Genomic DNA, 25,816 nt, shown 5'->3' on the forward strand with positions numbered 1-25,816 from the left:
GATCGCGCGTTACATTGGAACGTGGCTACCGGCAAGTTCGTTGGCTTTCCGTCCCATTTTGAACAATGGACGCCAGGCTGGCCCCGACCCAGCTTCCCCCATTGCCCTTGGTGTCGGGGCCAGCCCATATGGAGAGAGACCTTGGACGGTAGGAGCACGGCCCGGATCGTCGGTTTCAGCATCGCGGGTATATACTTCGTTTGCATGGTGCTCGCGGCGATCAGTATGAGTTGACTACCTCCGGGCCTCACCGGAGCGATCAGGCCGCGAGCCGCAGCTTGGGGTCGACTGCCTTCACAGGAGGCTCCCCGATGATCCGCCGTAGTTCTGCCGCCCACGCCTGCAAGACTTCCCGCTTCTCTTTCACCTCGCGATCCTCGGCGTGGACGTAGTGCTTGCCGGTGAGGGGTGGCAGCTTGACGCCGTCCTCCGTCGTCACGCGATGATCCAAGCAAAGCGCAATCTTCGCCATCGGCTGACCGATCCGACGCGCCCAACTCGCCGCCGTCCGCCGCAGATCGTGTGGCGTGAACGGCTTCAACCCGAGCAACTGGCAGATGCCGGGCGTCCTCACCTTGCCCTTGCGCTTGTCGCCACGCAGCGCGTCGGCCATTGCTTTGCGGTGCATCGGCTTGTTGTCGAGCGGGCTGGCGAATACGAAATCCTTGTTGTTCCCCTTCAAGGCTTCCCTGACGATCTCCACCGCGAGGCTCGGCAGCGGCTGTTGGATCATTCGCCGTTTCTTGACCCGCTTCAAGGGAACGTCGAGGCGCGGCTGCTCGCCGTCGAGGTCGATCAGTTCGCTGCGGTGCGCGCCGAGCAGTTCGGCCGAGCGCAGCATGGTCGCCAGTTCGAACTTGAGCGCGAGCCGGGTCCTCCGGTCCCATGACGTCATCAGGTCGTCGCGGTCGAGGCCGTGCCAGAAAATCCTGATCTCGTCCTCGGTGAGGACGCGGGTGCGCGGATGCTCCGGGTCGAGCGGCTCCAGATCACTGCAAGGGTTGGCGGTGATGTACTCGCGCCGCAATGCCCACCGGAACATACCCGATGCCGCCTTGCGCATGTGACGCGCGTTGCTGACCGACGGCTTGCCGCCGTGCCGACCCGCCACGATGTCGTCCGACAACGCCTGAATGTCGCCTCGGGTGACGTCGGCCGCGATCTTCCGGCCCAGCTTCGCGCCGATGAAGCGGCGCAGATGGCTCGCGGTGTTCTCCCAGCTTTCCAGCCGGGGCCGCATCTCGCCGTCCGCCTTCCGGACTGGCGTCTTCATCCAGTCGATCCGTTCCTCGATGATCTCATTGACGGTCTTGCCTCGCTTCGCCTGCCGCTCTTTCCGGTCGTGGAAGGTTTCAGCGATCGCCGCAGCACCTGTGCCCCGCAGGCCATAAACCTTGCTCCGGGCATCATCGACGGTGAACGTCTCGGGGTTATACACGCCGAGCCAGCCGGTGCGCTGCTTGCCAGTCTCTAGATCGGTGAACTTAAACGAGAAGGTCGCCACGCCCGCCGTGGTGATGCTGACATAGAGGCCGGGGCATTTGCGATCGTAGAACTTGACCCGTTTGGGCACCCGCCTTTCGCAAAGGCGATTGGTCAGGATGACGCTGCCGGTGCGGGTGCGCTTGCCAGCGGGGTCGGCGGTGATGGTAGTATCCATTTCGGTTTCGGCTCCTAAGGCTTGGGACCAAAGGGCTCGGCTTTGGGTCTTTCAGTTTTGTCGTGCGGACGCTGAAAGGCTTAGGGCCGGGCCCTAGATTTGACGAAACCCGCCGAAGCGCCCCGAAACAGGCTAGTCGAAAAAGACTTGTTTTAAAGGGTTTTTGTAGTTTCGGCGTGTTTCACCGAATGCCAAAATATAGACGTGTGGTCCTGGCCGTCGTTGCTACGGTCAAGCCCTGGCGGATGCGGCATTGGCGTCAACCGGCGCGGTGTCCGTGACTTTCGCTGCGGTGAGGGAGGCCAGAAGGAATTCGGCTCCCGGGAGAGCGCGGCATAAGCCGTCCAACCACTGCGCAGGGAAGGCCGTGTGTTGGGCTTCACCTGTATGCTGCTGTGCGGTCTTCTCTGCGCGTGCTTTTCGCGCAGCGGACCGCGGGTGCCAGCCGGCACCCGGCCTTCCCTGGTGTGCCCGGCATGGGCTTCGACTTGGAGGTGAAAGTCCTTCCGTGAGCTGATCACAGCGAGCGAAGTGAACCGCAGAGTGTCGGACCGCGAGGCCGGCGTGAAGGAAGCGGGGAGCGAAGCTGCGGGCCGACGAACAGAAATCGGATATGAGGCGGAGCCGAGCAGGGCGAGCGGGCCAGGAGCCGCAAAGCCGTTGTGATCAAGGCAGGCGACGTAGATCCGGCGGTCGTGCAGCGAAGGTCGAAGGTCGAAGGTCTTACCCGGGGAGATCTCGCTTGCACCTGAAAGGGTGACGAGGGTTGCAAGGCCCTCGGAGCGAGAAGTCAGCAGAGGCCGTAGTAGCGGCTTAAAGCCGTGAAGGGCCGAACGATGGGAAGGGCGAAACGCCCACAAACCTCGGGGGAATTATGCCACAGAAGCCGGAAGCCCCGGACGCACGATCGACCGCTGCGGTGAAGCTGCAGCGGCCGGCCGGGCGCGTGGAAGCGCCCCTGACTGGAAGTGGAGACGAGCGCCCAGGAAGCAGCGATCTGATGGAGAAGGTGTGTGAACGCCAGAACCTTCAGGCCGCACTGAAGCGTGTTCGGCAGAATGCGGGCAGTCCCGGCATCGACGGGATGACGGTGGAGGAGCTACCTAACCATCTGCGCGTGCACTGGCCGCTCCTGCGCGAGAAATTGCTCGCGGGGCAGTACCAGCCGCAGCCAGTGAAGCGGGTGGCGATCCCGAAGCCCGGCGGGGGCGAGCGCGAGCTCGGCATCCCCACCGTGCTCGACCGGTTCATCCAGCAGGCCCTGCTGCAGGTTCTGCAACCGCAGTTCGACCCAACCTTCTCGGATGCAAGCTATGGCTTCCGGCCCGGACGGAGTGCGCACGACGCGGTGCGTCGCGCGCAAGCCTATGTGCAGGAAGGCCGCAGCTTCGTGGTGGATATCGACCTGGAGAAGTTCTTCGACCGGGTCAACCACGACATCCTGATGGGAAGGCTGGCCAAACGGATCGCGGACCGTCGGGTGCTGCGGCTGATCCGCCGCTACCTCAATGCGGGCGTGCTCGCAGACGGGGTGGTGATCGAGCGGGGTGAGGGGACGCCGCAAGGCGGTCCGCTGTCTCCGCTATTGGCCAACGTGCTGTTGGACGAAATCGACAAGGAGCTGGAGCGGCGCGGGCATGCCTTCGTCCGCTACGCCGACGATCTGAACGTCTACGTTCGGACGCAGCGTTCGGGCGAGCGGGTGATGACCTCACTGCGCAAGCTGTTCGGGAAGCTGAAGCTCCGCGTCAACGAAACCAAGAGCAAGGTACGACGCGCCACGGCATCGAAGTTCCTCGGCTTCTCCTTTTGGGTGGCTGCGGGACGGACGATCAGGCGGCGCGTCGCACCACAGGCCATCGAACGCATGAAAGAGCGCGTGCGCGACATGACCCGGCGCAGTGCCGGACGCAGTCTCGCACAAATGTGCAAGCCGCTCGGCAAGTATCTGACAGGGTGGAAGGGGTACTTCCGCCTTGCAGAGACGCCCGGCGTCTTTGCCGACATCGACGGGTGGATGGCCTGGTGCCGCCCAGAGTGTTAGGCGGCACGCCGGCTAAATATTCGGCAATCGTGCCCGCGGCGCCGATGGACTTGACCGCTGCAATCCGGTTCAATGGGGCCAATCGAGTTTCCAGGCGACAATGATGTCGAGATATCTGCTGGTCCTGCTGCTGATCGCCTCACCGGCGGCGGCGCAAGTGAAAATGACGCAGAAGACCACGGCGGCGCATCCCGACCCCTGTGCCCCGATCGGGCGTACCGCGGACGGCAAGCTGGTCTACTCCATAAAATGCGAGACCCTGCCGGCGCCGCCCCCGCCGCCGCAGGCGGAACTGAAGGAGGTGCCTCCGACGGCGACCGCGGAGCCGGAGCCGGAGGTCCGGCGGAGCGGCATTTTCGGCTGGTCCTACGACCGTAGGTGAGGGCCGCGCCTCTTGCGCGAAGCCCGATGGAATGCTCTTTGCCGAGGAATCCACCGTGGGGCCCATCACCCCCGACCCAGAGAGATGAGATGAGCAAACTCGTTATCCGCGCCGGCGATTTCACCTTCGATGCCCGCTTCGAGGAGCAGCTGGCGCCCAAGACGGTCGCCGCGTTCCGCAAGGCGCTGCCGTTCGAAAGCCACATCATCCATGTGCGCTGGAGCGGCGAGGGGGTGTGGATGCCGCTCGGCGACCTCGATTTCGGCGTCGGCTACGAGAACCACACGAGCTATCCCGCGCCCGGCCAGATCATCCTCTATCCCGGCGGCATCAGCGAGACCGAGATCCTGCTCGCCTATGGCGGCGTGCACTTCGCGAGCAAGATGGGCCAGCTCGCCGGCAACCATTTCATCACGCTGACCTCGGGGCTGGAGAATCTGGCAACGCTGGGCAAGAGCGTGCTGTGGAAGGGCGCGCTCCCGATCCGCTTCGAGGAAGTCTGAGTGACTGAGACCCGCTACCCGCGCGATCTCCGCGGCTACGGCCGCAACCCGCCGCATCCCGAGTGGCCCGGCAATGCGCGGGTCGCTGTGCAGTTCGTCGTCAATTTCGAGGAAGGCGGCGAGAACAACATTCTGCACGGCGACCGCGCCTCGGAAGCCTTCCTGTCCGATGTGCTCGGCGCGCAGCCCTGGCCGGGCCAGCGCCACGCCAACATCGAATCGATGTTCGAATATGGCTCGCGCGCCGGATTCTGGCGGCTATGGCGCATGTTCACCGCGCGCAACTGGCCGACCACCGTGTTCGGTGTCGCGACCGCGCTGAAGCGCAATCCGGAAATCGTAGCTGCGATGAAGGAGGCGGGCTGGGACATCGCGAGCCACAGCCTGAAGTGGATCGAGCACAAGGACATGACCGAGGCGCAGGAGCGCGCTGAGATCGCGGAAGCCATCCGTGTCCATACCGCGGCGACCGGATCGCGGCCGCTCGGCTGGTACACCGGACGCTCCTCGATCAACACCAACCGTCTCCTGATGGAGGAGGGCGGCTTCCTCTATCTCTGCGATTCCTATGCCGACGATCTGCCCTATTGGGTGAAGGGCGCGAACGGCAAGCAGCTCATCATTCCCTATACGTTAGACGCCAACGACATGCGCTTTATCAACCCGCAGGGGTTTGCCGAAGGCGAGCAGTTTTTCACCTATCTGAAGGATGCCTTCGACGTGCTCTATGCTGAAGGGCAGACCGCGCCGAAGATGATGTCGGTCGGCTTGCACTGCCGCCTCGCCGGCCGGCCCGGCCGCGCTGCGGGGCTGATGCGCTTCTTGGATTACATCGGCAAGCACGAGCGCGTCTGGGTGCCGACGCGATTGCAGATCGCGCAGCACTGGCACGACAAGCACGCGCACCTTGCGGCCGATGCATTCGAGATCGGGTGAGAGAGCGATGTCGCAGATCTCGCTGGCCGATCTCAACGCTGCAAGCAAAACCGATTTCGTCGCGGCGCTCGCCAACGTCGTCGAATATTCACCGTGGATCGCCGAGCAGCTCGCCGGAAGGCGACCGTTCGTCGGCATCAACCAGCTGCACGCCGCGCTGATGGCGGCGATCCAGAGCGCCGAACCGGACGTGCAGTTGGCATTGATCCGAGCGCATCCCGATCTCGCCAACAAGACGCAGCGCGCCGCCGGCCTTACGGCAGAATCGACCAACGAGCAGAACAGAGCCGGTCTCGACCGGCTGTCGGACGCCGAATACGCCGCGTTCGAGCACGTCAACACCGCCTATCGCGATAAGTTCGGCTTCCCCTATATCGTCTGCGTGCGCCGCCACACCAGGGATTCCATCCTGCGTGACTTCGAGACGCGGCTGCTCAACATCGTCAAGACCGAGATAAGGCACGCGATCGAGGAGATCGGCCGCATCTCCGCGCTGCGGCTGGATCAGCTCGTCATTGCCGACGACAAGCTGAAGGTGCACGGCCGGCTGTCGACGCATGTGCTCGACAATCACGCGGGCAAGCCTGCGCGGGGCATCCCGGTTGAGCTGGTCGAGCTCGCGAGCCTCGGCGAGAGCCGCGTCATTGCGCGTACTGTCACCAACGCGGACGGCCGCACGGATCAGCCACTGATCGGCGGTCGCCCGATGCCGATCGGCCGCTACGAGCTCAGGTTCAGCGTTGCCAGATATTACGCCGAGCGTAACGTGCCGTTATCCGACCCGCCGTTCCTCGACGAGATCCCGCTACGTTTCGCCATCAGCGAGCCGGAGGGACACTATCACGTGCCGCTCCTGGTCACGCCATGGAGCTATTCGACCTATCGCGGCAGTTAGAGCATGTAGGTTCGGCGGGCTGTCCGTGGTTCACCTCTCCCCAAAGGGGAGAGGTCGGATTGCTGTGGCGCGCAATTGCGCGCCTGAGCAATCCGGGTGAGGGGCTGCGGCGCTCAGTGAAACCTAAACCCCTCACCCGGACCGCATCTTCGATGCGCTCCGACCTCTCCCTACGGGAGAGTGAACCGAACCATCCCGCTCTAGCCACCGAACTTGTCGAGCAGCGCCGGAAACAGCCGGTCCGGCTTGAAGGGCGGCGCGGTGAAGCGGATGCCGGTGGCATCGGCAATGGCGTTGCCGAGCGCGGCGGCGACGGGGTTGTACGGACTCTCGCTCATCGACTTCGCGCCCAGGGGGCCGATCGTGTCGGACGTCTCGGCGAAGAACACCTCGGTGCGGGGCACGTCGGCGAAGGAGGGCAGGTGGTAGTCGCGGAACTTCGGGTTGGTGACCCGGCCGTCTGCGTCGATCACCATCTCCTCGTAGAGCGCGGCGCCGAGTGCCTGCGCGACGCCGCCCTCGACCTGTCCGCGGCATTGCATGGGATTGGCGACGACGCCGGCGTCCGCCGCCTGCACGCTCCTGAGAATCCTGAGCTCGCCGGTGCCCTTGTTCACGGCGACGCGAAGGCCCTGCACGTTGAAGCCGACCGAGCGCGGCGTGCCGGTGGAATTGCCGGTGCTTGCGAATGGCTGTCCGCGGTCGCGCGCGAGCTTTGCCAGCTCTACAAAGGACATGCGCCGCACGCCGCTGACGACGGCGTCAGCTTCGAGCGCGCAGCTCCCGGCATCGGAGAGCCACGCCTCCGCAGCCGCTGCCTTCAGCTCGGTCGCAAGCTGGATGGCCGCCGCATGCGTCGCCTTGCCCGCGACGAACATGCCCGCGCTGCCATAGGCGCCGGTGTCGTGGCCGCCAAGGGCGGTGTCGGACTGGCGCAGGTGGATCCTGTCGACGGTGGTCGCAAGCGTCGTCGCCGCGATCTGCCGGTGCACCGTGCTGGTGCCGTTGCCGAACTCGGCGGTGCCGACGGTGAGATCGAAACCGCCGTCATCGCGCAGCGCGATCATGGCGTCGGCGAGGTGGCCCGCCGGTGGCGCCGTGTCGATCATGGTCAGCGCGATGCCGTCTCCGATCAGCCATTCAGGCGACAAGTCGGACTGCGGCCCATCGGCCTGCATCGCGCGCTCGACAAGGTCGAGGCACTGGTCGAGCCCGTAGGAGCCATAGTCGACGTCGTGAAATTCGGACGGTGGCGGCGACAGCATGGGATCGCCGGGCCTGACGATGTTGCGCCGGCGCATCTCGTAGGGGCTGATGCCGAGCTGCTTCGCCAGCTCGTCGATCGCGGCCTCCACCGCGATCAGCGCCTGCGGCAGGCCATAGCCGCGAAACGCCCCCGCCGGCACCGTGTTGGTGTAGACGGCGGCGCCGTCGACCCGCTTGTTCGGGCAATTATAGACGCTGATGGACTCAGCCAGCGCGTGGAACATCACGGGCCCAGCGTGATTGCCGTAGGCGCCGGTGTTGGAGAGCACGTCGAGCTGGAGCGCGGTGAGCTCGCCGTCGGCATCGGCGCCGGCCTTGACGTGGACCCGCATCGGGTGGCGCGTCGAGGTCGCGATGAACTGCTCCTCGCGGGTCACCTCCAGCTTCACCGGCCGCCCCGTCTTGAGCGCGGCAAGCACCAGAATGTCCTCGACGAACATCTCCTGCTTGCCGCCAAAGCCGCCGCCGACGCGCTCGCAGAATACGCGGACTTTGTCCATGGGAAGCTTGAAGATATCGGACAGCGCGCGCCGGGTCAGGAACGGCACCTGCGTCGAGGTGCGGACATTGAGCACGCCGGCGTCATCGAGCCAGGCGAGGCCGCCATGGGTCTCCAATGCGGCATGCTGCACACGATGACTGTGGAAGGTGCCCTCGTAGCTGACGGCAGAGGTGGCGAGCGCAGCCGCGACGTCGCCGAATTCGCCATGCGTCTCCGCGACGAGGTTGCGCTGAGCATCAGTGACCCGGTTCGCGGTGGTGCGATCAGGATGAATGACGGGCGCGCCCGGCGCCATCGCCTGCTCCGGATCGATCAGCGCAGGCAGGATCTCGTAATCGACCTTCAGCCGGCGGCACGCCTCCTCGGCGGCGGCTTCGCTCTCGGCGACGACGGCCGCAACCTTCTGGCCGATGAAGCGGACGACGTTATCGAGAATGCGGGTGTCCTCGGGATCCATCCAGTCCTTCTCGTGCCGCGCGGTCGACATCAGGACGGGCGGCGCATCCTCATGCGTCAGCACGGCGTGCACGCCGGCGACGCGAAGGGCTTCCGACTTGTCGATCGCCACGATCCTGGCGTGAGCATGCGGGGAGCGGAGCAGCTTGATGTGCAGCAGTCCGTCGATGGCGGTATCGAAGGTGTAACGCGCCCTGCCGCGCACGATGTCGGGACCTGCGGGGGCCGGCAGGCTGCGGCCGAATGCGGCGCCGGCCTCGATGCTTGCCTCGACATTGGTGTTGCCGAGGATCGCGTCCTCGATCGAACGATAACCGGTGCAGCGGCAGATATTGCCCTTCAACGCCGTGCCGAGATCGGTGCGCTGCGCCTGGTTCAGCGAGGCGCAGGTCAGGATCATGCCGGCGGTGCAGAAGCCGCATTGAAAGCCTTGCGCATCGAGGAAGGCCTGCTGCATCGGATGGGCGCCGTGGTCGCCACCAAGGCCTTCGATCGTGGTGACGCTGCGTCCCTCGGCGCGGAACGCCGGGATCAGGCAGCTATGGACCGGCTCGCCATCCAACAGCACGGTGCAGGCGCCGCAATCACCGGCATCGCAACCCTTCTTCACGCCGAAATGGCCGAGTTCGCGCAGGAACGTGCGCAGGCACTGGCCGGCACGCGGCCCTTGCGAAAACGCCTTGCCGTTGATCTCGAAGCTCATGATGGCACTCCGCCCAGGAGTTCGCCGCGGATCTCCTCGGCGAGCCGCAGCGTCATGTGCTTGCGCCAGAGCGGCTTGCCATGGATGTCGGTATGGTACAGGTCGTCCGTGATCTGCTGCGCGATGTCATCGCGAAGCGCACTCGCGTCGGGGGCCTTGCGAAAGGTCAGCTGGATCGGCCGCACCGTCGATGCGGTAACCGTTAGCGTCAGCGTGCCGTCCGGATCGAGACTGCCGATCAGAAGCGCCGCAGAGCGGCCGACGGGCGCCAGCGAGATCTGGCGAAAGGCGGTGCGGCGCCTCAATGCGGCAATGGGGATATCGATCTGCCGGATCAGGTCGCCTGGCGTCAGGCGGTTGCGCTGGTTGCCGGTGACGAAGTCGGCGACGGAAATCCTCTGTTCACCGCCGCCGGCCTTCCAGATTATGCAGGCGCCGTCGAGCGCCGAGGTGAGCGAGATCATTGGTCCCGCCGGCAGCGACATGCAGAGATTGCCGCCGACCGTTGCCGTCTTCCAGATCTTGAACGAAGCAAGAAAGGCCCGACAGCACTGGCCGATCAGCGGTGCCGCGAGCCAGTCGGACGGGCAGGCGAGACCATCGAGCTCCGCGATGGTGCAGGTGGCGGCGATGCTGAGATGGCTCGCGGTGATCGTCAGCGCCGGCCATTTCAGGTCGGTGAGATCGATCAGCCGCCTCAGATGCGTTTGCGGCTCCGAGAACAGCCAAGTGCCGCCCGCGAGCCAAGCATCACCTGCCGTCCAGGCAGGGAGTTGCGCGCGTGTTTGCGGATGGGCGACTGCTGTGATGGTATTCAAATCCATGGCTGCGCCAACGCTTCCGCCGGGTGAATCGGACAAGAGAAAGTCTTGCAAGACCGGAGCCAAGTCGCAACAACAAGTCGCAGCCAAGAACGCGATCGGACCGGCCTCCGCCTTGCAGGCCTGCCGTCAGCGGAGGTGAGGAGAAGCAGGATCATGACCGACGCAAGTCCGATCTGGATCAGGGATCCCCTGGCCATCCTCGCCGATGGGGCCGAGCGCGGGGTCGTGGTGAAGGATCGCCGGATCGTCGAGCTGGTGCCGGCCGGCGGGACGCCCGCGACTGCAAATATCGCGGTGTTCGATGCAGGCGACCACGTCGTGCTGCCTGGCCTGATCAACACGCACCATCACTTCTACCAGACACTGACGCGGGCCCTGCCGGCGGCGATGGATCGCGAGCTGTTTCCCTGGCTCCAGGCGCTCTATCCGGTGTGGGCGAAGCTGACGCCGGAGGCGCTGGAACTCGGCGTCACCGTGGCGATGTCCGAGCTGCTGCTGTCAGGGTGCACCACGACGACCGATCATCACTACGTCTTCCCGGCAGGACTCGAGGACGCCGTGGATATCGAAGTGGCGGTGGCGCAGCGGCTCGGTGTGCGCGTGCTGCTGACGCGCGGCTCGATGAACCTGTCGCAACGCGACGGCGGCCTGCCGCCTGATAGCGTCGTGCAGGACGAGGATACCATCCTCGCCGACAGCGCGCGCGTGGTCGCCAAGCATCACCAGCGTAGCGCAGATGCGATGGTGCAGATTGCGCTCGCGCCGTGCTCGCCCTTCTCCGTGACGACCTCGCTGATGCGCGCCACCGCCGAACTCGCCGAAAAGCTCGACGTGCGCCTGCACACCCATCTCGCCGAGACCGAGGATGAGAACAAATTCTGTGAGCAGATGTATGGCTGCCGCCCGCTCGATTATCTCGAACAATGCGGCTGGCTCAATGCACGGACCTGGCTCGCTCACGGAATCTTCTTCAACGCCGAGGAGATGAAGCGGCTCGGCAAGGCCAGGACGACCATCAGCCATTGCGCGTGCAGCAACCAGCTGCTGGCCTCCGGCTGCTGTCCCGTCTGCGAGATGGAGGAGGCCGGGGTCGGCATCGGTATCGGCGTCGACGGCTCGGCCTCCAACGACGGCTCGAACCTGATGCAGGAAGTGCGTGCCGCCTTCCTGCTACAACGAGCCCGCTACGGCGTGACGAAGGTCAGCCACAAGGACGCTTTGCGCTGGGCCACCAGAGGCTCGGCGGCGTGCGTCGGCCGGCCCGAGCTCGGCGAGATCGCCGTCGGTAAGGCCGCCGATCTCGCGTTGTTCAAGCTGGACGAGCTGCGCTTCTCCGGCCATGGCGATCCCCTGGCCGCATTGGTGCTGTGCGGCGCGCATCGGGCCGATCGAGTGATGGTGGCGGGAAAATGGGCCGTGGTCGACGGCGCGATCCCGGGCCTCGATGTGGCGGACCTCATCCGCCGCCACAGTTCGACGGCGCGGAGCATGCAACTGGGATAAAAGAGGGGGCAGCCACAAGTGCCGGGTGCTTCTGGCCACCCCCTCCGAACCTCCTCCGGGAGGAGCAGGTGATCTGGTCAAGCAAGAAGCGTGCTACTTGCCCGGCAGCTTGTCGTCGATGCCCTTGACGTAGAAATTCATGCCGAGGACCTGGCCGTCATCGAGGTGATCGCCGCCCTTGCACTCGACCGGCTTGCCATCCTGCCCAACGATCGGGCATTTGAACGGATGCAGCTTGCCTGCTGTGATCGCGGCCTGGGCATCCTCGGCCATTTTCTTCACGTCGTCAGGCATGTTGGTATAGGGCGCCATCGCGAACATGTGGCTGTCGAGGCCGCCCCAGGTGTCCTCGGACTTCCAGGTGCCGGCGAGCTCGGCCTTGACGCGCTCGATGTAGTAGGGGCCCCAGGTGTCAAGGATCGAGGTCAGCTGGGTCTTGGGACCGAACTTGATCATCTCGGAGTCCTGGCCGAAGGCGAGCTTGCCGCGTTCACTGGCGATCTGCATCGCGGCTGGCGAATCCGTGTGCTGCATGATCACGTCGGCGCCCTGGTCGATCAGCGCCTTGGCGGCGTCGGCCTCCTTGCCCGGGTCGAACCAGGTGTTGGCCCAGATGATCTTGACCTTGATGTTGGGGTTGATGGTCTGCGCCGCCAGCATCGTCGCGTTGATGCCGGAGACGACCTCGGGAATCGGGAACGAGCCGATATAGCCGAGCACGCCGGACTTCGACATCTTGGCCGCGATCAGGCCTTGAATGTAGCGGCCTTGATACCATTTGGCCGAATAGGTCGACATGTTCGAGTTGCGCTTGTAGCCGGTGGCGTGTTCGAAATGCACGTTCGGATACTTCTTGGCGACCTTCAGCGTCGGATCCATGTAGCCGAAGGAGGTCGTGAAGATCAGCTTGTTGCCGGCGCGAACGAGCTGCTCGATGGAGCGTTCGGCGTCGGGACCTTCGGGCACGTTCTCGAGATAGGTGGTCTCGATCTTGTCGCCCAATTCCTTCACCAGCGCCTGCCGCGCGAGATCGTGCTGATAGGTCCAGCCGAGGTCTCCGATCGGACCCAGATAGATGAAGCCGACCTTCAACTTGTCGGCGGCGGAGGCTGCACCGACGCTCCCGGCAAGCAAAAGCCCGGCAGCCAGCGCAAGAAGTGATTTCCTCATCATCAATCTCCAAACATCAGGGGAAAGCCACGATCCGCAACGCGCGCGCCCCATCGCGCACGCTGCGGAAATGAAAAACTCAGCGGTCAGGCACGAACACGCTGCCGAGCGCGGCCGGCGCGGTCGAGCCGCCAGTGCGCGCACGGGAGAGCAGGACCAGGACGATGACGGTTGCAAGGTACGGCAGCGCCGACATGAACTGCGAGGGGATGCCGACGCCCCAGCCCTGCGCATGCAGTTGCAGGATCGTCACCGCGCCGAAGAGGTAAGCGCCGACGACGAGCCGGCCCGGCCGCCAGGACGAGAACACCACCAGCGCCAGCGCGATCCAGCCGCGGCCTGCGGTCATGCCGGGAATGAAGAACGGCGTATAGGCGAGCGGCAGATAAGCGCCCGCCAGCCCTGCGCAGGCGCCGCCGAACATCACGGCGAAGGTGCGGATGCGCAGCACGGGATAGCCGAGTGCATGCGCGGAGACATGATTGTCGCCGCAGGCGCGCAGGATCAATCCCGCGCGCGAGCGGTACAGGAACCACCAGACGCCAACGATGAGTGCGACCGAGAAATAGACAAAGGCGTCCTCGCCGAACAGCACCCGGCCGATCAGGGGGACATCCGTAAGGCCGGGAATGGTGAGGTGCACTGCCGGCGTGATGCGCTCGCCGACGAAGCCGGCGCCGATCAGGCCGGAGAGTCCGACGCCGAGGATGGTCAGCGCGAGACCCGTTGCGACTTGGTTGACGGCGAGCCCGAGCGTCATCAGCGCGAAGATGAGCGACATCAACGTGCCCGCCACAATGCCGAACAGCGCTCCAATGAAGATCGAGCCGGTCAACCAGGCGCCGGCAAAGCCGCAGGCCGCGCCAACGATCATCATGCCCTCGACGCCGAGATTGAGCACGCCGGAACGCTCGGTCACGAGCTCGCCGGTCGCCGCGATCAGCAGCGGCGTCGACGCGGCGAGCACCGCCAGGATGATGGCCTCAACCAGCTCCACGGGTCACCTGTCGGTTCGCGAAGATCAGCTTGAAGCGGTAGAGGATGAGGGAATCGCAGGCGAGCACGTAGAACAACAAAATGCCCTGGAAGACCTTGGTGACGTCCAATGGGATCTTCATTGCGATCTGTGCCTGCTCGCCGCCGATAAAGGTCAATGCGAGGAAAAGGCCTGCAATTAATATTCCAAGCGGGTTCAGCCGGCCAAGGAAGGCCACAATGATCGCGGTGAAGCCGTAACCCGGCGAGATGCCGGGCTGGAGATGCCCAACGGGTCCTGCGACCTCGATGATGCCGGCGAGGCCCGCCAGCGCACCAGAGATCGCGAAGGTCAGGATGATGAGCTGGTCGGCATTGAAGCCGCCGAACCGGGCGGCACGCGGCGCGGCTCCAACCACGCGGATCTCAAAGCCCTTGATGGTGCGTGCGAGCAGGATCGCGGCTGCAGCGACGACGAGCAGGGAGATGATCGAGCCGAGATGCAGCCGGCCGCCCTCGATCAGCAGCGGCACCGTCGCCACCGGATCGAACTCGGCCGTGGTCGGGAAGTTGAATCCGTGCGGATCGCGCCAGGGGCCGCGCACGAGATAGTCGAGGAAAAGGTCGGCGACATAGACCAGCATCAGGCTGGTCAGGATCTCGCTGGCGCCGAACTTCACCTTGCAGATCGCTGGGATGAGCGCATAGAGGGCGCCTGCGGCCGCGGCGAGCACGAGCATGGCCGGCAGCACCCAGCCGCCGGCATCGGTGCCCTGCGTCTTCACCGCAATCCAGCTTCCGGCGACCGCGCCGATCAGGAATTGTCCCTCGGCGCCGATGTTCCAGGCATTGGCGAGATAGCAGAGCGACAGCCCGATCGCGATCATCACCAGCGGCGTGGCCTTCACCGCGATCTCCTGAAGCGAATAGCCGTCGGTTAGCGGCGCGATGAAATAGGCATGCAAAGCGAGCAGCGGATTCTTGCCGAGGATCGCGAACAGAATGACCATGGTCACGATGGTGAGGCCGATCGCGATCAGTGGCGAGATCAGCGCGATCGTATTGGAGCGTTCGGCGCGCTTCTCAAGCACCAACTGCATGCGTGACCTCCTTCGGCTCCAGGCTGCTGCCGCCCATCAGAAGGCCGAGCTTTTCGCGGCTCGCTTCGCTGGCGGCAAGCGGAGCCGACAGCCGGCCGTGAAACATCACGGCGATGCGGTCGGCGATCTCCGTGAGCTCGTCGAGATCCTGGCTGGTCACGAGCACGGCGGCGCCAGCGGTTGCGAGATCAAGCAGCGCCTGGCGGATCACGGCGGCAGCGCCGGCATCGACGCCCCAGGTCGGCTGGCTCACCACCAGCACCGCCGGATTGCGCAGGATCTCGCGTCCGACGATGAATTTCTGCAGATTGCCGCCGGAAAGGGATGCTGCTTCCGGATCGCGTCTGGCCTTGCGGACGTCAAACGTTTCGGTCGCGCGGTCGACCGTCTTCAGCGTTGCCGCGGTGTCGATGAAGCCGTGACGGACCATACCGCTGGCGGCATGCCCGGTGAGCAGCGCGTTCTCCGACAGCTTCATGCGCGGCGCGGTGCCGTGGCCGAGACGCTCCTCGGGCACGAAGGCGGCGCCGAGCTTGCGCCGCTGCGTGATCGAGAGGTGGCCGGCGGCGATGCCCTCGATCACGACGGTGCCGGGGTCCTTCGACAGGCGCTCGCCGGAGAGTGCGGCGAACAGCTCGTCCTGGCCGTTGCCGGCGACGCCGGCGATGCCCAAGATCTCGCCACCCTTCAGCTCGAACGAAATGTGCTCGAGACGTACGCCATGCGCTTCGCTTGGAGAGAGCGAGAGATCGTTGACGACGAGCCGCGGCACGGTGGTCTTGCGGCCGGATGCGGCCTTCACTTGCTTGATCTCAGCCCCGACCATCATGCGCGCGAGCGAGGCGGCGGTCTCGCGCCGGGGATTGCAGGTTTCGACCTTCCTGCCGCCGCGCAGGATCGTTGCTGTGTCGCAGAGCCGCTTCACTTCCTCTAACTTGTGGCTGATGTAGAGGATGGCGCGACCTTCGGCCTTGAGCCGCTCCAGCACGATGAAAAGCTGGTCGGCTTCCTGAGGCGTCAGCACTGCGGTGGGTTCGTCCAGGATCAGGAATTTCGGATCCTGCATCAGCGCGCGGACGATCTCGATCCGTTGGCGCTCGCCGACCGACAATTGCCAGACCTCGCGCCGGGGATCGAGCGGCAGTCCGTAGGTCTTCGAGACCCGCTCCAGTCGCGCCGACATGTCCTTGAAGGATTCCTGCCCGTCGAGGCCGAGCGCGACGTTCTCGGCGACGGTGAGATTGTCGAACAGCGAGAAATGCTGGAACACCATGCCGATGCCGCACCTGCGCGCGTCCGAGGGACCGGACAGCACTAGTCGTTCGCCCTGCCAGCGAATCTCGCCGGCGCTGGGCTGGATCAATCCGTAGACCGCCTTGACCAGTGTCGACTTGCCGGCGCCGTTCTCGCCGAGCAGCGCGTGGATTTCCCTCGGCCGGATCTCGATGTCGATGGCCTCGTTGGCGAGGAAATCACCATAGCGCTTGGTGAGCCCGATCGCCTGAAGCAGAGGGGGCTCGCCGGAATGCAGGCCGTTAGGCGTCTGATCTAACATTCGCTGATGCGCTGGCATGGATGAAGTGCCTCAATTGTGAGCTAGTTTGAGCCGCCGCGTAAGATGTGAAAAAGCGTCATCCCTTGCTCAACGCTGCGGCAGGTGCGGCGGTGCCGGTTGAGTCGTTCCACGCTTTCGTGCGCAAACACGGACAGCGGAGGCAATCGCTGCATCGAGTCGCGCCTGTTGCAAATTTGTGACGGTTCAAACCAAATCGGAACCCGCTGTGCAGGCTTGACGCCATGTTGAGCAATCATGCGCCGGTCCGTCCTTCGCTTGCAGCGCAGCGATCGCGACGGCCGCTCCAACTCGGCGTCGCATCGGGGCGTGATCAGAAAATCCGAATAAAAACAATCGGGAATGTTCGGCAATAGCGATCCCTTGCCTCTCGTGCTCACTGCGCGCGGGCACTGTGCAATCTCCTCCATGACTCGTCGCGTGCTGCCGAAACAAGCGGCACGCCGTGTGAAAAGTTGAGGCTTCTCACTCCGGAAGATCGGCGCAAGTGTCGCACCCAGGGGACGTTCATTTTTACGTGTCCAAACTTGGGGGTATTCAGGATGTCGTTTCGTTACACGGCAATGGCAGCAGCGGCGCTGTCACTTGCTACGCTGGCCACCGGTGGCCTGGCTCAAGCGGCGGATCTGCCGGTCAAGGCGGTCAAGAAGGCGCCGGACCTTCCGTTCTTCCTGGTCATCGATAACCGCGTCACCTTCTCGTACATCTTCAACGCTTCGCAGCCGGGTGCGTGGTCATTCCGGCCGGATGGATCGATCAACAGCAAGACCACCAAGCAGGTCTATTCGTTCACCCATTTCGACCTCTGGGCATACGGCACGAACTTCTTCACCATCTCCATGTTCAAGTCGGATCACAATGACCCGGCGGGACCCTGCACCAACGCGGGCACGATCTTCGGCGCGCCGGCATCCTGCGCCGGAGCGACCGAAATCTATGGCCTATTCCGCTCGACCTTCGGCTGGAACGAGCTCTTCAACACCAAGGCTTTCACCGCGGGGCCGCTGCACAACATCTCGTTTGAAGTCGGCATGGATGCCAATACGGAGAACAGGTATTTCGGCGCCGCCAAGCGCGACGTCGTCGGCGGCCTGCAGTTTGCGTTCGACCTGCCCTACAAGGGCTACATCAACGTCGCGCCGCTGGTCTATTGGGAGTTCGCCAACCACAATTCCTTCAGCCAGTGCGGCCTGTTCGGTCCGGGCGTTCCCGGCGTGACGTGTCTCACGGACGGGAACACGTCGTTCAAGCCAACCTGGGCTGTCGAAGTCAACTACTACATGGATCTCGGCTTCCTGCCGCCGAACATGCAGTATTTCTCGATCAGCGGCCGTGCCGGCTGGTACGGCAAGAAGGGCACCGACACCGAGCCGCTTCCCTACAGCCCGGCGAATGGCGTCTACAACACGGCGGTCGAGTTGAATTCGGAACCCATCCGTCTGACCTTCGATGCCTCGAAGGCGGCCTGGGGTGACAAGTACTCCCACTTCGTGGACGTCTGGGTGGCCTACCGCTACTGGCAGAACAAGTTCGGCCTCGATCACAACCTTGCCGTCGGCTGTACCACGGCCGTCGGTGGCCGGACGGTGAGCACCGGCTCCTGCACCGAGTCCTCGCTCTATTCCGGTATCACCGTGAAGTTCTAACCACCTGACCTTCTGCAGGTGAAAGACGATGGCGCCGCGTCAAACCTCCGCGGCGTCATCACCTTTTGGATGTGCTGCTACTTCGTCCACGCGCCCTGGTGCAACGCTTCGGCCTCATCCTCCAGCAACGGCCCGACCACTTCGGTCGGCCGCTGCCCGCTGGCAAAGACCTCGCGGCAGGGCAGGTCGAGCGTCGGATTCTCCGGATGGTTGCCGGTAACGCCGCGCAGGCGGTGCTCGCTGAGACCATAGACCACGCGGCCGATGCCGGCCCAGTAGATCGCGCCGGCGCACATCGCGCAGGGCTCGGCGGAGGAATAAAGCGTCGCCTTCGCCAGCACCTCGCGACTGAGCGTGCGGCAGGCCTGCGTGGCCGCGAGGCGCTCGGCATGCGCGGTGCCGTCGTGATCCGGCATGTAGCCGTTCTCGGTCTCGATCAGCACGTTGCTATCCGCATCGACGACGATGCAGCCGAACGGGTGATTGCCATGGGTGAGGGAGCGGCGGGCGATCGCGAAGGACAGACGCAGGAAGTGCTCGTCCCGCTCGGATGCGCCGCTCATCGCTGCTCCCTGGTCAGTGCCCCGCCATGTGCCGGCCGACCACGGTGAGGTCGGCCTCGCTGGTCCGTGCTTCATACACGAATTCGCCGTGGAACATCACCACCAGCCGATCGGACAGTTCGAGCAATTCGTCGAGATCCTCGCTGACGAGCAGCACGGCGGCGCCGCGGTTGCGGGCGGCCATGATCTCGGCGTGGATCTGCGCCACCGCTGCGAAGTCGAGGCCGAAACAGGGATTGGCCGCGATCAGCACCTCGACGTCGCCGGCAAGCTCGCGGGCGAGCACGGCACGTTGCACGTTGCCGCCGGACAGCGCCGAGATCGGCGTATCCGGCGTGCGGGTCTTGATCTTGTATTGCGCAATCTTCGTCCTGGCGTCGTCTCGAAAGGCGCCGCGATTGAGCCACCAGCCGCCACGGGCGAAGGGCGCACGGTCGAATTCGCGGAAGGCGATGTTGTCGGCGACGCTCATGCCGCCGACGCAGGCGTTCTTCAACGGCTCCTCGGGCAGGAGCGACATCTTGTGGCGCCGCATCTCCTCGCGGCTGGCGCGGTAGGGATCGCCGGCAACACGGATCTCGCCGCTTTCGGCCTCGCGCTGGCCGGCCAGCACCTCGACCAGCTGGCGCTGGCCGTTGCCGGAGACACCGGCGATGCCGACGATCTCGCCAGCCCGCACAGTGAGCGAAACGTCATGCACGGCGACTGCGCCGGCATCGTCGATCGCACGGAGCTTTTGCAGCTCGAGCCTGGCTTGGCCAGCCTTACCGGTGCGCGGCGGCTGCACCGTCAATTCCTCGGCGCCGATCATGGTGCGAGCCATCGCGTCCGGCGTGAGCTCGGCCACGTTGCCATGACCCGCCAGCTTGCCGCGGCGCAGGATCGTGACGTCGTCGGCGAACGCCATGACCTCGCGGAACTTGTGCGTGATCATCAGGATCGTCAGCTCACCCCTGACGACCATATCGCGGAGCATGCCGAGCACCTCGTCGGCTTCCGCCGGCGTCAGCACCGAGGTCGGCTCGTCCAGGATCAGGAAGCGACGCTTCAGGTAGAGCTGCTTGAGGATCTCGCACTTTTGGCGTTCGCCGGCAGAGATGTCCGAGACTTTGGCGCCGAGCGGCACCTTGAAGGGCATGCGGCTCAGAAACGCCTCGAGCTCCTTCATCTCCTTCGGCCAGTTCACCACCGCCGGCACATCGTCGCGGGCCAGCACGAGGTTTTCCGCGACCGTCATCGCCGGCACCAGCGTAAAATGCTGGTAGACCATGCCGAGCCCGAGCGCGTGAGCGTCCTTCGGATTGCCGATCGCCTGCTCGCGCCCGCCGACGAGGATGTCGCCTTCGGTCGCGTGGTAATAGCCCATGATGCATTTGACGAGGGTCGATTTGCCGGCGCCGTTCTCGCCGAGCAGCGCGTGGAACGAGCCCGGCCGCACCTTCAGCTCGACATTGTCCAGCGCCAGGAAATCGCCGAAGCGCATGGTCATGGCGACGGCATCGACGCCGAAGGCGCCGGAGGGCGGTGGCGTTTCGCCGATGATCACGAAATCGCTCCGATGAAGGCGTCCGACGTCGAGACCGCGCCGAACACGCCGCCCTGCATCTTGATCATCTTTAGCGCGTGGTCGTGGTTGCTCTTGTCGGTCGCGCCACAGCAATCGTGCAGCAACACGCATTCGAAGCCACGGTCGTTGGCCTCGCGCATGGTGGTGTGAACGCAGACGTCGGTGGTGATGCCCGTGAGCACGATGTTCTCGATGCCGCGCACCCGCAGGATCAGCTCCAGGTCGGTGGCGCAGAACGAGCCCTTGCCCGGCTTGTCGATAATCGGCTCGCCCGGCAGCGGCGCCAGCTCCGGGATGATGTCCCAGCCGGGCTCGCCGCGCACCAGGATGCGGCCGCAGGGGCCGGGATCGCCGATGCCGGCGCCGATCTGGCGCGAGCGCCAGCGCTTGTTGGCGGGAAGATCGGAGAGATCGGGGCGGTGGCCTTCACGGGTATGGATGATATGGAAGCCTTGGCTGCGCATCATTGCGAGCAGCTTCCTGATCGGCTCGATCGGTGCCCGCGTCAGCGAGAGGTCGTAGCCCATCTTGTCGACATAGCCGCCGACGCCGCAGAAATCGGTCTGCATGTCTATGATGATGAGCGCGGTGTTTTCGGGACGGAGGTCGCCATTATAGGGCCAGGCATAGGGCTCGGACTTGATGTGGCGCTCAGGCATGATCTTGCTCTCTAGCGGGTGATCGACAATTCGGCCGGGGCTCCGGTCAGTGTGCGTTTGGGCGAGCAGGTGATGATCATGATCGCCAGCGTCAGGATGTAGGGCGCGGCGTTGAAAAGATGATAGCCGGAGGTGACGCCGACCGATTGCAGCGCCGGCCCCAGCGCCGCGGCGCCGCCGAAGGCGAGCGAGGCCCATAAGCAGAGCAGGGGATCCCAGCGCGCGAAGATCACGAGCGCCACCGCCGTGATGCCCTGGCCCGAGGACAATCCTTCATTCCAGCTGCCGGGATAGAACAGCGACAGGAACGAGCCGCCGATGCCGGCGAGGAAGCCGCCGACCATGGTGGCGCGCAGGCGGATCAGTAGCACCGAGTGGCCCATCGCGCGCGCGGCATCCGAGCTCTCGCCAGCGGTTCGGATGAGCAAGCCCCAGCGCGTGGTGCGGAAAGCCCAGTACAGGATCGGTGCGAGTGCGACGCCGATCAGGAACAGGACGTTGACGCGCAGCGCAGCGCGGACCTGCGGGACGTCGCTCCACCAGCCGAAATCGATCGCCGGCAGGCGCGGCGCAGTGGGCTCGATGAGCGGCTTGCCGAGATAGAAGGCAAGGCCGGTACCGAACAGCATCAGCGCGATGCCGACGGCGACGTCGCTGACGCGCGGCAGCGAGCAGATGCCAGCGTGCAGCGCGCCCAGCAGTGCGCCGGTGATGCCGGCTGCGAGCACGCCCAGCCACGGAGAGCCCGAAAGATACGAGACACCGTAGGCGCTCATCGCGCCCATCACCAGCGTGCCTTCGAGGCCGAGATTGATCCGGCCGGAGCGCTCGGTGATGCATTCCCCCAGGCTCACGAACAGGAACGGCGTGGAGACACGAATGGCGCCGCCGAGCACAGCGAGCGGGACGGTCCAGAGTCCGATCGATCCGTCTGCCATCTCAGGATTTTCCCTTCAGGAATCCGATGCGGCCGTAGAGCGCATCGCTGGCCAGCACGAAGACGAAGATGATGCCCTGGAGCACCAGCACGGACGCATCCGGAAGTCCGAGGCGCCTCTGCAGCAGGCCGCCGCTGGCGCTGATGCCGCCGAGGAGGATCGCTACGGGGATGATGGCGAGCGGATTTTGCCGCGCGAGGAAGGCGACGAGAATGCCGGTGAAGCCGTAGCCCGCAGCAAGATTGGCATTGGTGCGTCCCTGCACGGCGGCGACCTCGACCATGCCGGCAAGGCCTGCGGCGCCGCCGGCGAGAAAGCAAATGGTCAGGATCAGCTTGTCGACGCCGAGGCCGACGATCTTCGCGGCGCGGATGTTGCCGCCGGCAACCCGCGCCGCGAAGCCGAACACGGTGTGATAGATCAGGATGTAGGCAGCAATGGTGGCGATCAGACCGAACACCAAGCCCCAATGCACGTCGGTGCCGGGAATGGTGCCTATCATGTTGGCGGCGCCGATCTCGCGCGTCGAAGGCTTGTTGAGGCTCGCGGGATCGCGCATAGCGCCTTCGACGAGATGGTTGAGGATTGCAAGCGCGATGTAGACGAGCAGCAGGCTCGATATGGTCTCGTTGACGCCGCGATACTGTCGCAAGCCGCCCGACAGCATGATCCACACGCCTCCGCCGGTCACGCCGGCGATGACCATGACAATTTGCACGGCGAGCGGCGGCATGCCTTGAAGCGCCAGTGCGGCGCTGGTTGCCGATAGCGCACCGATCAGGAGCGCGCCTTCGCCGCCGATGATGACCATGCCGAGTTGTGCGGGCAAGGCGGTGCAGAGTGCGGTGAGGATCAGCGGCGCCGCACGTGTCAGGGTGTTCTGCCAGGAGAACCAGGTGCCGAACGCGCCGTAGTACATGTAGAAATAGAGGTCGAGCGGATTCTTGCCGAACATCGCGACGAAGATACCGAACACCACGAGCGCGCCGACGAGCGCGGCGCCCGGGATAAGAATGTATTCAATCGTTGCGCCATGGCGCTGGAGAAAGCCGGGATCGGCGGCCGGGGCAATCGTCCCGGCCGCATCAGTGGAATCCACAGCTTCCGTCGTCACGAAGTCGCTCCGATCACGCCTTCGACGAGGTAGTCCATCTTCTCCAGCTCGGGATCCTTCTGGCCGCGATCGGTGCCGGCCGCGATCACCGTCTTGCCCTTGTTGTCGACCAGCCCGCCCTTGAAGATGGCGTAGCCTTCAGCCGAGAGGAATTTGGCCTTGACGTCGTCGGCATGCTTGCGGGCTTCTGCGGAAACCGCTTCGCCATAGGGCGATGTCTTGACGATCTCCTCCTTGAGGCCGCCGCGATAGAAGTTCGGGATGCTCTCGCCGGCGGCGATCATCTTCACGAACTTCGGATAGAGCGCTTCCCAATTCCACTCCGCGCCGGTGAGATACGCCTTCGGGGCGAGCGGCGACTGGTTGGTATGATAGCCGCAGACGAAAGCGCCGCGGCGCGCCGCGTTCTCGACCATGGTCTTGGGGCCGTCGACATGGCAGGTGAGCACGTCAACGCCCTGGTCGATCAAGCTGTTGGTGGCTTCGGCTTCCTTGACCGGCATCGACCAGTCACCGGTGAAGATGACTTGCGTGGTCGCCTTCGGATTGGCGAGCCTGGCCCCGAGCGTGAAGGCGTTGATGTTGCGCAGCACCTGCGGGATGGGCTTGGCCGCAACGAAGCCGAGCTTGCCGCTCTTGGAAGTGTAACCGGCGACGATGCCGGAGATGTATTGAGCTTCGTCGATATAGCCGAAATAGCTGCCGGCGTTCTTCGGGTCCTTGTCGCTCCACAGGCCGCCGCAATGCTCGAAGCGCAGCTTCGGGTACTTGTTGGCCATCTTGACCATGTGCGGATTGTAGTAGCCGAACGATGTCGGGAAGAGCAGGCTGGCGCCGTCGAGATTGATCATGGATTCGATCGTCTTCTCGACCGCGTCGGTCTCCGGCACCTTCTCTTCCTCGACGACCTTGAGGCCGGGAATCTTCTTCAGTGCCGCTGCGCCCTGCGCATGCGCCTGGTTGTAACCGTAGTCGTCACGCGAGCCGACATAGATGAAGCCGATCGTCGTCTCGGCTGCGAAGGCCGGTCGGACGCCAGCCGCGGCGCCGAGGGTCAGGGCCGCGCCGCTTTGCAACAAATGCCGTCGTGAAATCCTGCCAAAATCCATTGCTTGCTCCCCTTGGCGGATGCCCCGCCTCAATCTCGCGGCTACCGCCGGTCTGGCGGAGCTTGGAACAAGTGTCGCAAGCTTCGTGCCACAGGCTGCGGAGCGTTCATTTGAGTGCAAGTTATTGAAAATAGTGGAATTTGTGGGTTGCCTGAATCCTGATCAGGGAATCGACGGATTAATTTATGGGCAGTAGCTCCCAATTGTATGCAATGGAGTTAAGCAGCCTTAACCGGTTCGCGCGTGTGCATGAGGGGAGCGGGACGGTCGGCCGGCCACTCGCATTCATGCTAACCACGTGCGGATTAGGACGGCGCCGGATGCGTGATTTTCGCTGGCACCGAACTTGTATCGATCGTCATCAGAACCGCCGCTGCTGCGGTCCGCGAGAGATGGAAAGCCCGCCGAGATGGTTGCTGGGAACGCCGTTCAGACGACATCGCTCGGCGAAGAGATCGGGCGCCGCATCAACGAGCTCGGCGCGATTTCGGAAGAGGTTGGCAAGCTCACCCGCATCTATCTCAGCAAGGAGCTGCGCGAGGCTGCGGACCTCATCTTGGGTTGGATGCGCGAGGCCGGCATGAGCGCGCATCTCGATGCGATCGGCAATGTCTGTGGCCGCTACGAAGGCGAGCGGCCGGGTGCGCCCTGCCTGATGCTCGGCTCGCACTACGACACGGTGCGCGATGCCGGCAAGTGGGACGGGCCGCTCGGCGTGATCACCGCGATCGCCTGCGTCGCAGACCTCAACCGCCGCGGCAAGCGCCTGCCGTTCGCGATCGAGGTCGTCGGCTTTGCCGATGAAGAGGGGGTACGTTTCGCCTCGACGCTCCTCGGCAGCCGCGCGGTGGCCGGCACATTCGAGGAGAGCGTCCTGAACACGCGCGACCGTGACGGCTTGTCGATGCGCGATGCGCTCATCACGTTCGGCCTCGACCCCGATCATATCGGCGCGGCTGCGCGGGCGCGGCGCGAACTGCTTGCCTATCTCGAGCTGCACATCGAGCAGGGGCCGGTGCTGGAAGCGCAGAACCTGCCCGTCGGCGTCGTCACCGCGATCGCAGGGGCCACGCGCCTTGCCGCGCGGCTGACCGGCATGGCCGGTCACGCCGGCACGGTGCCGATGGCGCTTCGGCGCGACGCACTTGCCGGCGCCGCCGAATGCATCGGCGCGATCGAGCAGTTTTGCCGGACCGACGAGGGCGGGCTGGTCGGCACCGTCGGATACATCCAGGCAAGGCCCGGCGCGACCAACGTCATCCCGGGCGAGGTGTCCTTCACCATCGACATGCGCGCACCGACCGACATGCATCGCAAGCGTGCAGTCGCCGACATCGTCCGCCAGATCGAGGCGATTGCCAAGCGCCGGCAATTGGTGCTTCAGCTCGATGTCACGCACGAGAACCGCACTGCACCTTGTGCGCCCTGGCTCAAGGAGCAGATCGCCAAGGCGATCGGAGCGGAAGGTTTTTCCGTATTCGAGCTGCCGAGCGGGGCAGGGCACGACGGTATGGCGATGATCGACATTGCCGATGTCGGCATGATCTTCGTCCGCTGCCGCGGCGGGATCAGCCATCATCCTGACGAGCATGTCGAGCTCGCCGATGCCGACACCGGCGCGCGGGTGCTGCTGCGGGTGATCGAGAATTTCAGGCCGCGGGACGGTCAGTTGAGCCCGCAAGTCACCGGATAGAGACACGAATCAGACACGCCTAAAATAGTGACGGC

22 protein-coding genes are annotated in these 25,816 nt (G+C 64.7%); 8 read left to right on the forward strand and 14 right to left on the reverse strand.

All coding sequences use genetic code 11. The features are described 5' to 3' along the window. Positions 1-259: 259 nt before the first annotated feature. Entirely contained in the window at positions 260-1,504 is a 1,245-nt protein-coding gene (locus tag ACR9YP_RS16745; RefSeq protein WP_474220454.1) for a tyrosine-type recombinase/integrase, read from the reverse strand. A 1,030-nt stretch (positions 1,505-2,534) separates the two neighbouring features. Between ACR9YP_RS16745 and ltrA the strand changes: the two genes are divergently transcribed. The 5 genes from ltrA (at position 2,535) to uraD (ending at position 6,420) form a co-directional block, all read left to right on the forward strand. After that, positions 2,535-3,704: a group II intron reverse transcriptase/maturase gene (gene ltrA, locus ACR9YP_RS16750; protein ID WP_474220455.1), complete on the forward strand. Its 1,170-nt coding sequence runs from the start codon at positions 2,535-2,537 to the stop codon at positions 3,702-3,704. Between the two features lie 103 nt (positions 3,705-3,807). Further along, a complete protein-coding gene (locus ACR9YP_RS16755; RefSeq protein WP_474220456.1) occupies positions 3,808-4,086 on the forward strand; it encodes a hypothetical protein in 279 nt (92 codons plus the stop codon). A gap of 89 nt (positions 4,087-4,175) precedes the next feature. Beyond that, positions 4,176-4,589 (forward strand): DUF3830 family protein, encoded by a 414-nt coding sequence (locus tag ACR9YP_RS16760; protein ID WP_014493672.1) that lies wholly within the window; start codon positions 4,176-4,178, stop codon positions 4,587-4,589. Further along, positions 4,590-5,525: an allantoinase PuuE gene (gene puuE, locus ACR9YP_RS16765; protein ID WP_438106534.1), complete on the forward strand. Its 936-nt coding sequence runs from the start codon at positions 4,590-4,592 to the stop codon at positions 5,523-5,525. A gap of 7 nt (positions 5,526-5,532) precedes the next feature. Beyond that, positions 5,533-6,420, forward strand: a complete 888-nt coding sequence (gene uraD / locus ACR9YP_RS16770; RefSeq protein WP_474220457.1) for a 2-oxo-4-hydroxy-4-carboxy-5-ureidoimidazoline decarboxylase — start codon at positions 5,533-5,535, stop codon at positions 6,418-6,420. Positions 6,421-6,620: 200 nt separating this feature from the next. Here uraD and ACR9YP_RS16775 read toward each other — a convergent pair whose 3' ends face one another. Both ACR9YP_RS16775 and ACR9YP_RS16780 read right to left on the reverse strand, forming a co-directional pair. Next, on the reverse strand, positions 6,621-9,347 hold the full coding sequence (locus tag ACR9YP_RS16775) for a molybdopterin-dependent oxidoreductase (protein ID WP_474220458.1): 2,727 nt from the start codon (positions 9,345-9,347) through the stop codon (positions 6,621-6,623). Next, positions 9,344-10,171, reverse strand: coding sequence for an FAD binding domain-containing protein (locus ACR9YP_RS16780; protein WP_438106539.1), 828 nt, complete (start codon positions 10,169-10,171; stop codon positions 9,344-9,346). Before ACR9YP_RS16780 ends, ACR9YP_RS16775 begins: the two co-directional genes overlap by 4 nt. Before the next feature lie 153 nt (positions 10,172-10,324). On the opposite strand from ACR9YP_RS16780, the gene ACR9YP_RS16785 reads away from it, so the two are divergent. Continuing rightward, positions 10,325-11,674 carry an 8-oxoguanine deaminase gene (locus ACR9YP_RS16785; protein ID WP_474220459.1) on the forward strand — a complete coding sequence of 450 codons (1,350 nt, stop codon included), beginning with the start codon at positions 10,325-10,327 and terminating at the stop codon, positions 11,672-11,674. A gap of 93 nt (positions 11,675-11,767) precedes the next feature. Here ACR9YP_RS16785 and ACR9YP_RS16790 read toward each other — a convergent pair whose 3' ends face one another. The 5 genes from ACR9YP_RS16790 to ACR9YP_RS16810 all read right to left on the reverse strand — a co-directional run bounded on the left by ACR9YP_RS16790 (position 11,768) and on the right by ACR9YP_RS16810 (position 16,902). Next, a complete protein-coding gene (locus tag ACR9YP_RS16790) occupies positions 11,768-12,844 on the reverse strand; it encodes a BMP family ABC transporter substrate-binding protein (RefSeq protein WP_438106543.1) in 1,077 nt (358 codons plus the stop codon). A 79-nt stretch (positions 12,845-12,923) separates the two neighbouring features. Further along, positions 12,924-13,841 (reverse strand): ABC transporter permease, encoded by a 918-nt coding sequence (locus ACR9YP_RS16795; RefSeq protein ID WP_474220460.1) that lies wholly within the window; start codon positions 13,839-13,841, stop codon positions 12,924-12,926. Then, positions 13,828-14,919, reverse strand: coding sequence for an ABC transporter permease (locus tag ACR9YP_RS16800; RefSeq protein ID WP_474220461.1), 1,092 nt, complete (start codon positions 14,917-14,919; stop codon positions 13,828-13,830). Before ACR9YP_RS16800 ends, ACR9YP_RS16795 begins: the two co-directional genes overlap by 14 nt. Further along, positions 14,903-16,474 (reverse strand): ABC transporter ATP-binding protein, encoded by a 1,572-nt coding sequence (locus ACR9YP_RS16805; protein ID WP_438106547.1) that lies wholly within the window; start codon positions 16,472-16,474, stop codon positions 14,903-14,905. Before ACR9YP_RS16805 ends, ACR9YP_RS16800 begins: the two co-directional genes overlap by 17 nt. Before the next feature lie 41 nt (positions 16,475-16,515). Next, positions 16,516-16,902 carry a hypothetical protein gene (locus ACR9YP_RS16810; protein ID WP_474220462.1) on the reverse strand — a complete coding sequence of 129 codons (387 nt, stop codon included), beginning with the start codon at positions 16,900-16,902 and terminating at the stop codon, positions 16,516-16,518. A 132-nt stretch (positions 16,903-17,034) separates the two neighbouring features. Between ACR9YP_RS16810 and ACR9YP_RS16815 the strand changes: the two genes are divergently transcribed. Next, entirely contained in the window at positions 17,035-18,138 is a 1,104-nt protein-coding gene (locus ACR9YP_RS16815; RefSeq protein WP_474220463.1) for a hypothetical protein, read from the forward strand. Between the two features lie 77 nt (positions 18,139-18,215). On the opposite strand, the gene ACR9YP_RS16820 is transcribed toward ACR9YP_RS16815, so the two are convergent. The 6 genes from ACR9YP_RS16820 to ACR9YP_RS16845 are packed head-to-tail and all read right to left on the reverse strand — an operon-like array spanning position 18,216 to position 24,088. Beyond that, positions 18,216-18,701: a nucleoside deaminase gene (locus ACR9YP_RS16820; RefSeq protein WP_474220464.1), complete on the reverse strand. Its 486-nt coding sequence runs from the start codon at positions 18,699-18,701 to the stop codon at positions 18,216-18,218. 13 nt (positions 18,702-18,714) lie between these two features. Then, positions 18,715-20,247, reverse strand: coding sequence for an ABC transporter ATP-binding protein (locus ACR9YP_RS16825; protein ID WP_438106553.1), 1,533 nt, complete (start codon positions 20,245-20,247; stop codon positions 18,715-18,717). Then, entirely contained in the window at positions 20,244-20,927 is a 684-nt protein-coding gene (biuH, locus tag ACR9YP_RS16830) for a biuret amidohydrolase (RefSeq protein ID WP_370989769.1), read from the reverse strand. The genes ACR9YP_RS16825 and biuH overlap by 4 nt, the downstream gene beginning before the upstream one ends. An 11-nt stretch (positions 20,928-20,938) precedes the next feature. Beyond that, positions 20,939-21,865, reverse strand: a complete 927-nt coding sequence (locus ACR9YP_RS16835) for an ABC transporter permease (protein WP_474220465.1) — start codon at positions 21,863-21,865, stop codon at positions 20,939-20,941. Position 21,866: 1 nt separating this feature from the next. Continuing rightward, on the reverse strand, positions 21,867-22,979 hold the full coding sequence (locus ACR9YP_RS16840) for an ABC transporter permease (RefSeq protein WP_438106557.1): 1,113 nt from the start codon (positions 22,977-22,979) through the stop codon (positions 21,867-21,869). Next, complete coding sequence (locus ACR9YP_RS16845; RefSeq protein ID WP_474220466.1) at positions 22,976-24,088, reverse strand: BMP family ABC transporter substrate-binding protein; 1,113 nt, start codon at positions 24,086-24,088, stop codon at positions 22,976-22,978. The genes ACR9YP_RS16840 and ACR9YP_RS16845 overlap by 4 nt, the downstream gene beginning before the upstream one ends. Positions 24,089-24,497: 409 nt before the next feature. Here ACR9YP_RS16845 and ACR9YP_RS16850 point away from each other — a divergent pair, with 409 nt between their 5' ends. Beyond that, positions 24,498-25,781: an allantoate amidohydrolase gene (locus ACR9YP_RS16850; RefSeq protein WP_438106561.1), complete on the forward strand. Its 1,284-nt coding sequence runs from the start codon at positions 24,498-24,500 to the stop codon at positions 25,779-25,781. Positions 25,782-25,816 lie beyond the last annotated feature (35 nt).

The sequence above is a fragment of the Bradyrhizobium sp. BR14999 genome (assembly GCF_056106085.1).

Coding starts and splice junctions, on each gene's coding strand:
- ACR9YP_RS16775 (WP_474220458.1), bottom strand. CDS start 9,347: ATGAGCTTCGAGATCAACGGCAAGGCGTTTTCGCAAGGGCCGCGTGCC.
- ACR9YP_RS16800 (WP_474220461.1), bottom strand. CDS start 14,919: ATGCAGTTGGTGCTTGAGAAGCGCGCCGAACGCTCCAATACGATCGCG.
- ACR9YP_RS16785 (WP_474220459.1), top strand. CDS start 10,325: ATGACCGACGCAAGTCCGATCTGGATCAGGGATCCCCTGGCCATCCTC.
- ACR9YP_RS16810 (WP_474220462.1), bottom strand. CDS start 16,902: ATGGAGGAGATTGCACAGTGCCCGCGCGCAGTGAGCACGAGAGGCAAG.
- ACR9YP_RS16780 (WP_438106539.1), bottom strand. CDS start 10,171: ATGGATTTGAATACCATCACAGCAGTCGCCCATCCGCAAACACGCGCG.
- uraD (WP_474220457.1), top strand. CDS start 5,533: ATGTCGCAGATCTCGCTGGCCGATCTCAACGCTGCAAGCAAAACCGAT.
- ltrA (WP_474220455.1), top strand. CDS start 2,535: ATGCCACAGAAGCCGGAAGCCCCGGACGCACGATCGACCGCTGCGGTG.
- biuH (WP_370989769.1), bottom strand. CDS start 20,927: ATGCCTGAGCGCCACATCAAGTCCGAGCCCTATGCCTGGCCCTATAAT.
- ACR9YP_RS16760 (WP_014493672.1), top strand. CDS start 4,176: ATGAGCAAACTCGTTATCCGCGCCGGCGATTTCACCTTCGATGCCCGC.
- ACR9YP_RS16805 (WP_438106547.1), bottom strand. CDS start 16,474: ATGTTAGATCAGACGCCTAACGGCCTGCATTCCGGCGAGCCCCCTCTG.
- ACR9YP_RS16820 (WP_474220464.1), bottom strand. CDS start 18,701: ATGAGCGGCGCATCCGAGCGGGACGAGCACTTCCTGCGTCTGTCCTTC.
- ACR9YP_RS16815 (WP_474220463.1), top strand. CDS start 17,035: ATGTCGTTTCGTTACACGGCAATGGCAGCAGCGGCGCTGTCACTTGCT.
- ACR9YP_RS16850 (WP_438106561.1), top strand. CDS start 24,498: ATGGTTGCTGGGAACGCCGTTCAGACGACATCGCTCGGCGAAGAGATC.
- ACR9YP_RS16835 (WP_474220465.1), bottom strand. CDS start 21,865: ATGGCAGACGGATCGATCGGACTCTGGACCGTCCCGCTCGCTGTGCTC.
- ACR9YP_RS16755 (WP_474220456.1), top strand. CDS start 3,808: ATGTCGAGATATCTGCTGGTCCTGCTGCTGATCGCCTCACCGGCGGCG.
- ACR9YP_RS16790 (WP_438106543.1), bottom strand. CDS start 12,844: ATGAGGAAATCACTTCTTGCGCTGGCTGCCGGGCTTTTGCTTGCCGGG.
- ACR9YP_RS16845 (WP_474220466.1), bottom strand. CDS start 24,088: ATGGATTTTGGCAGGATTTCACGACGGCATTTGTTGCAAAGCGGCGCG.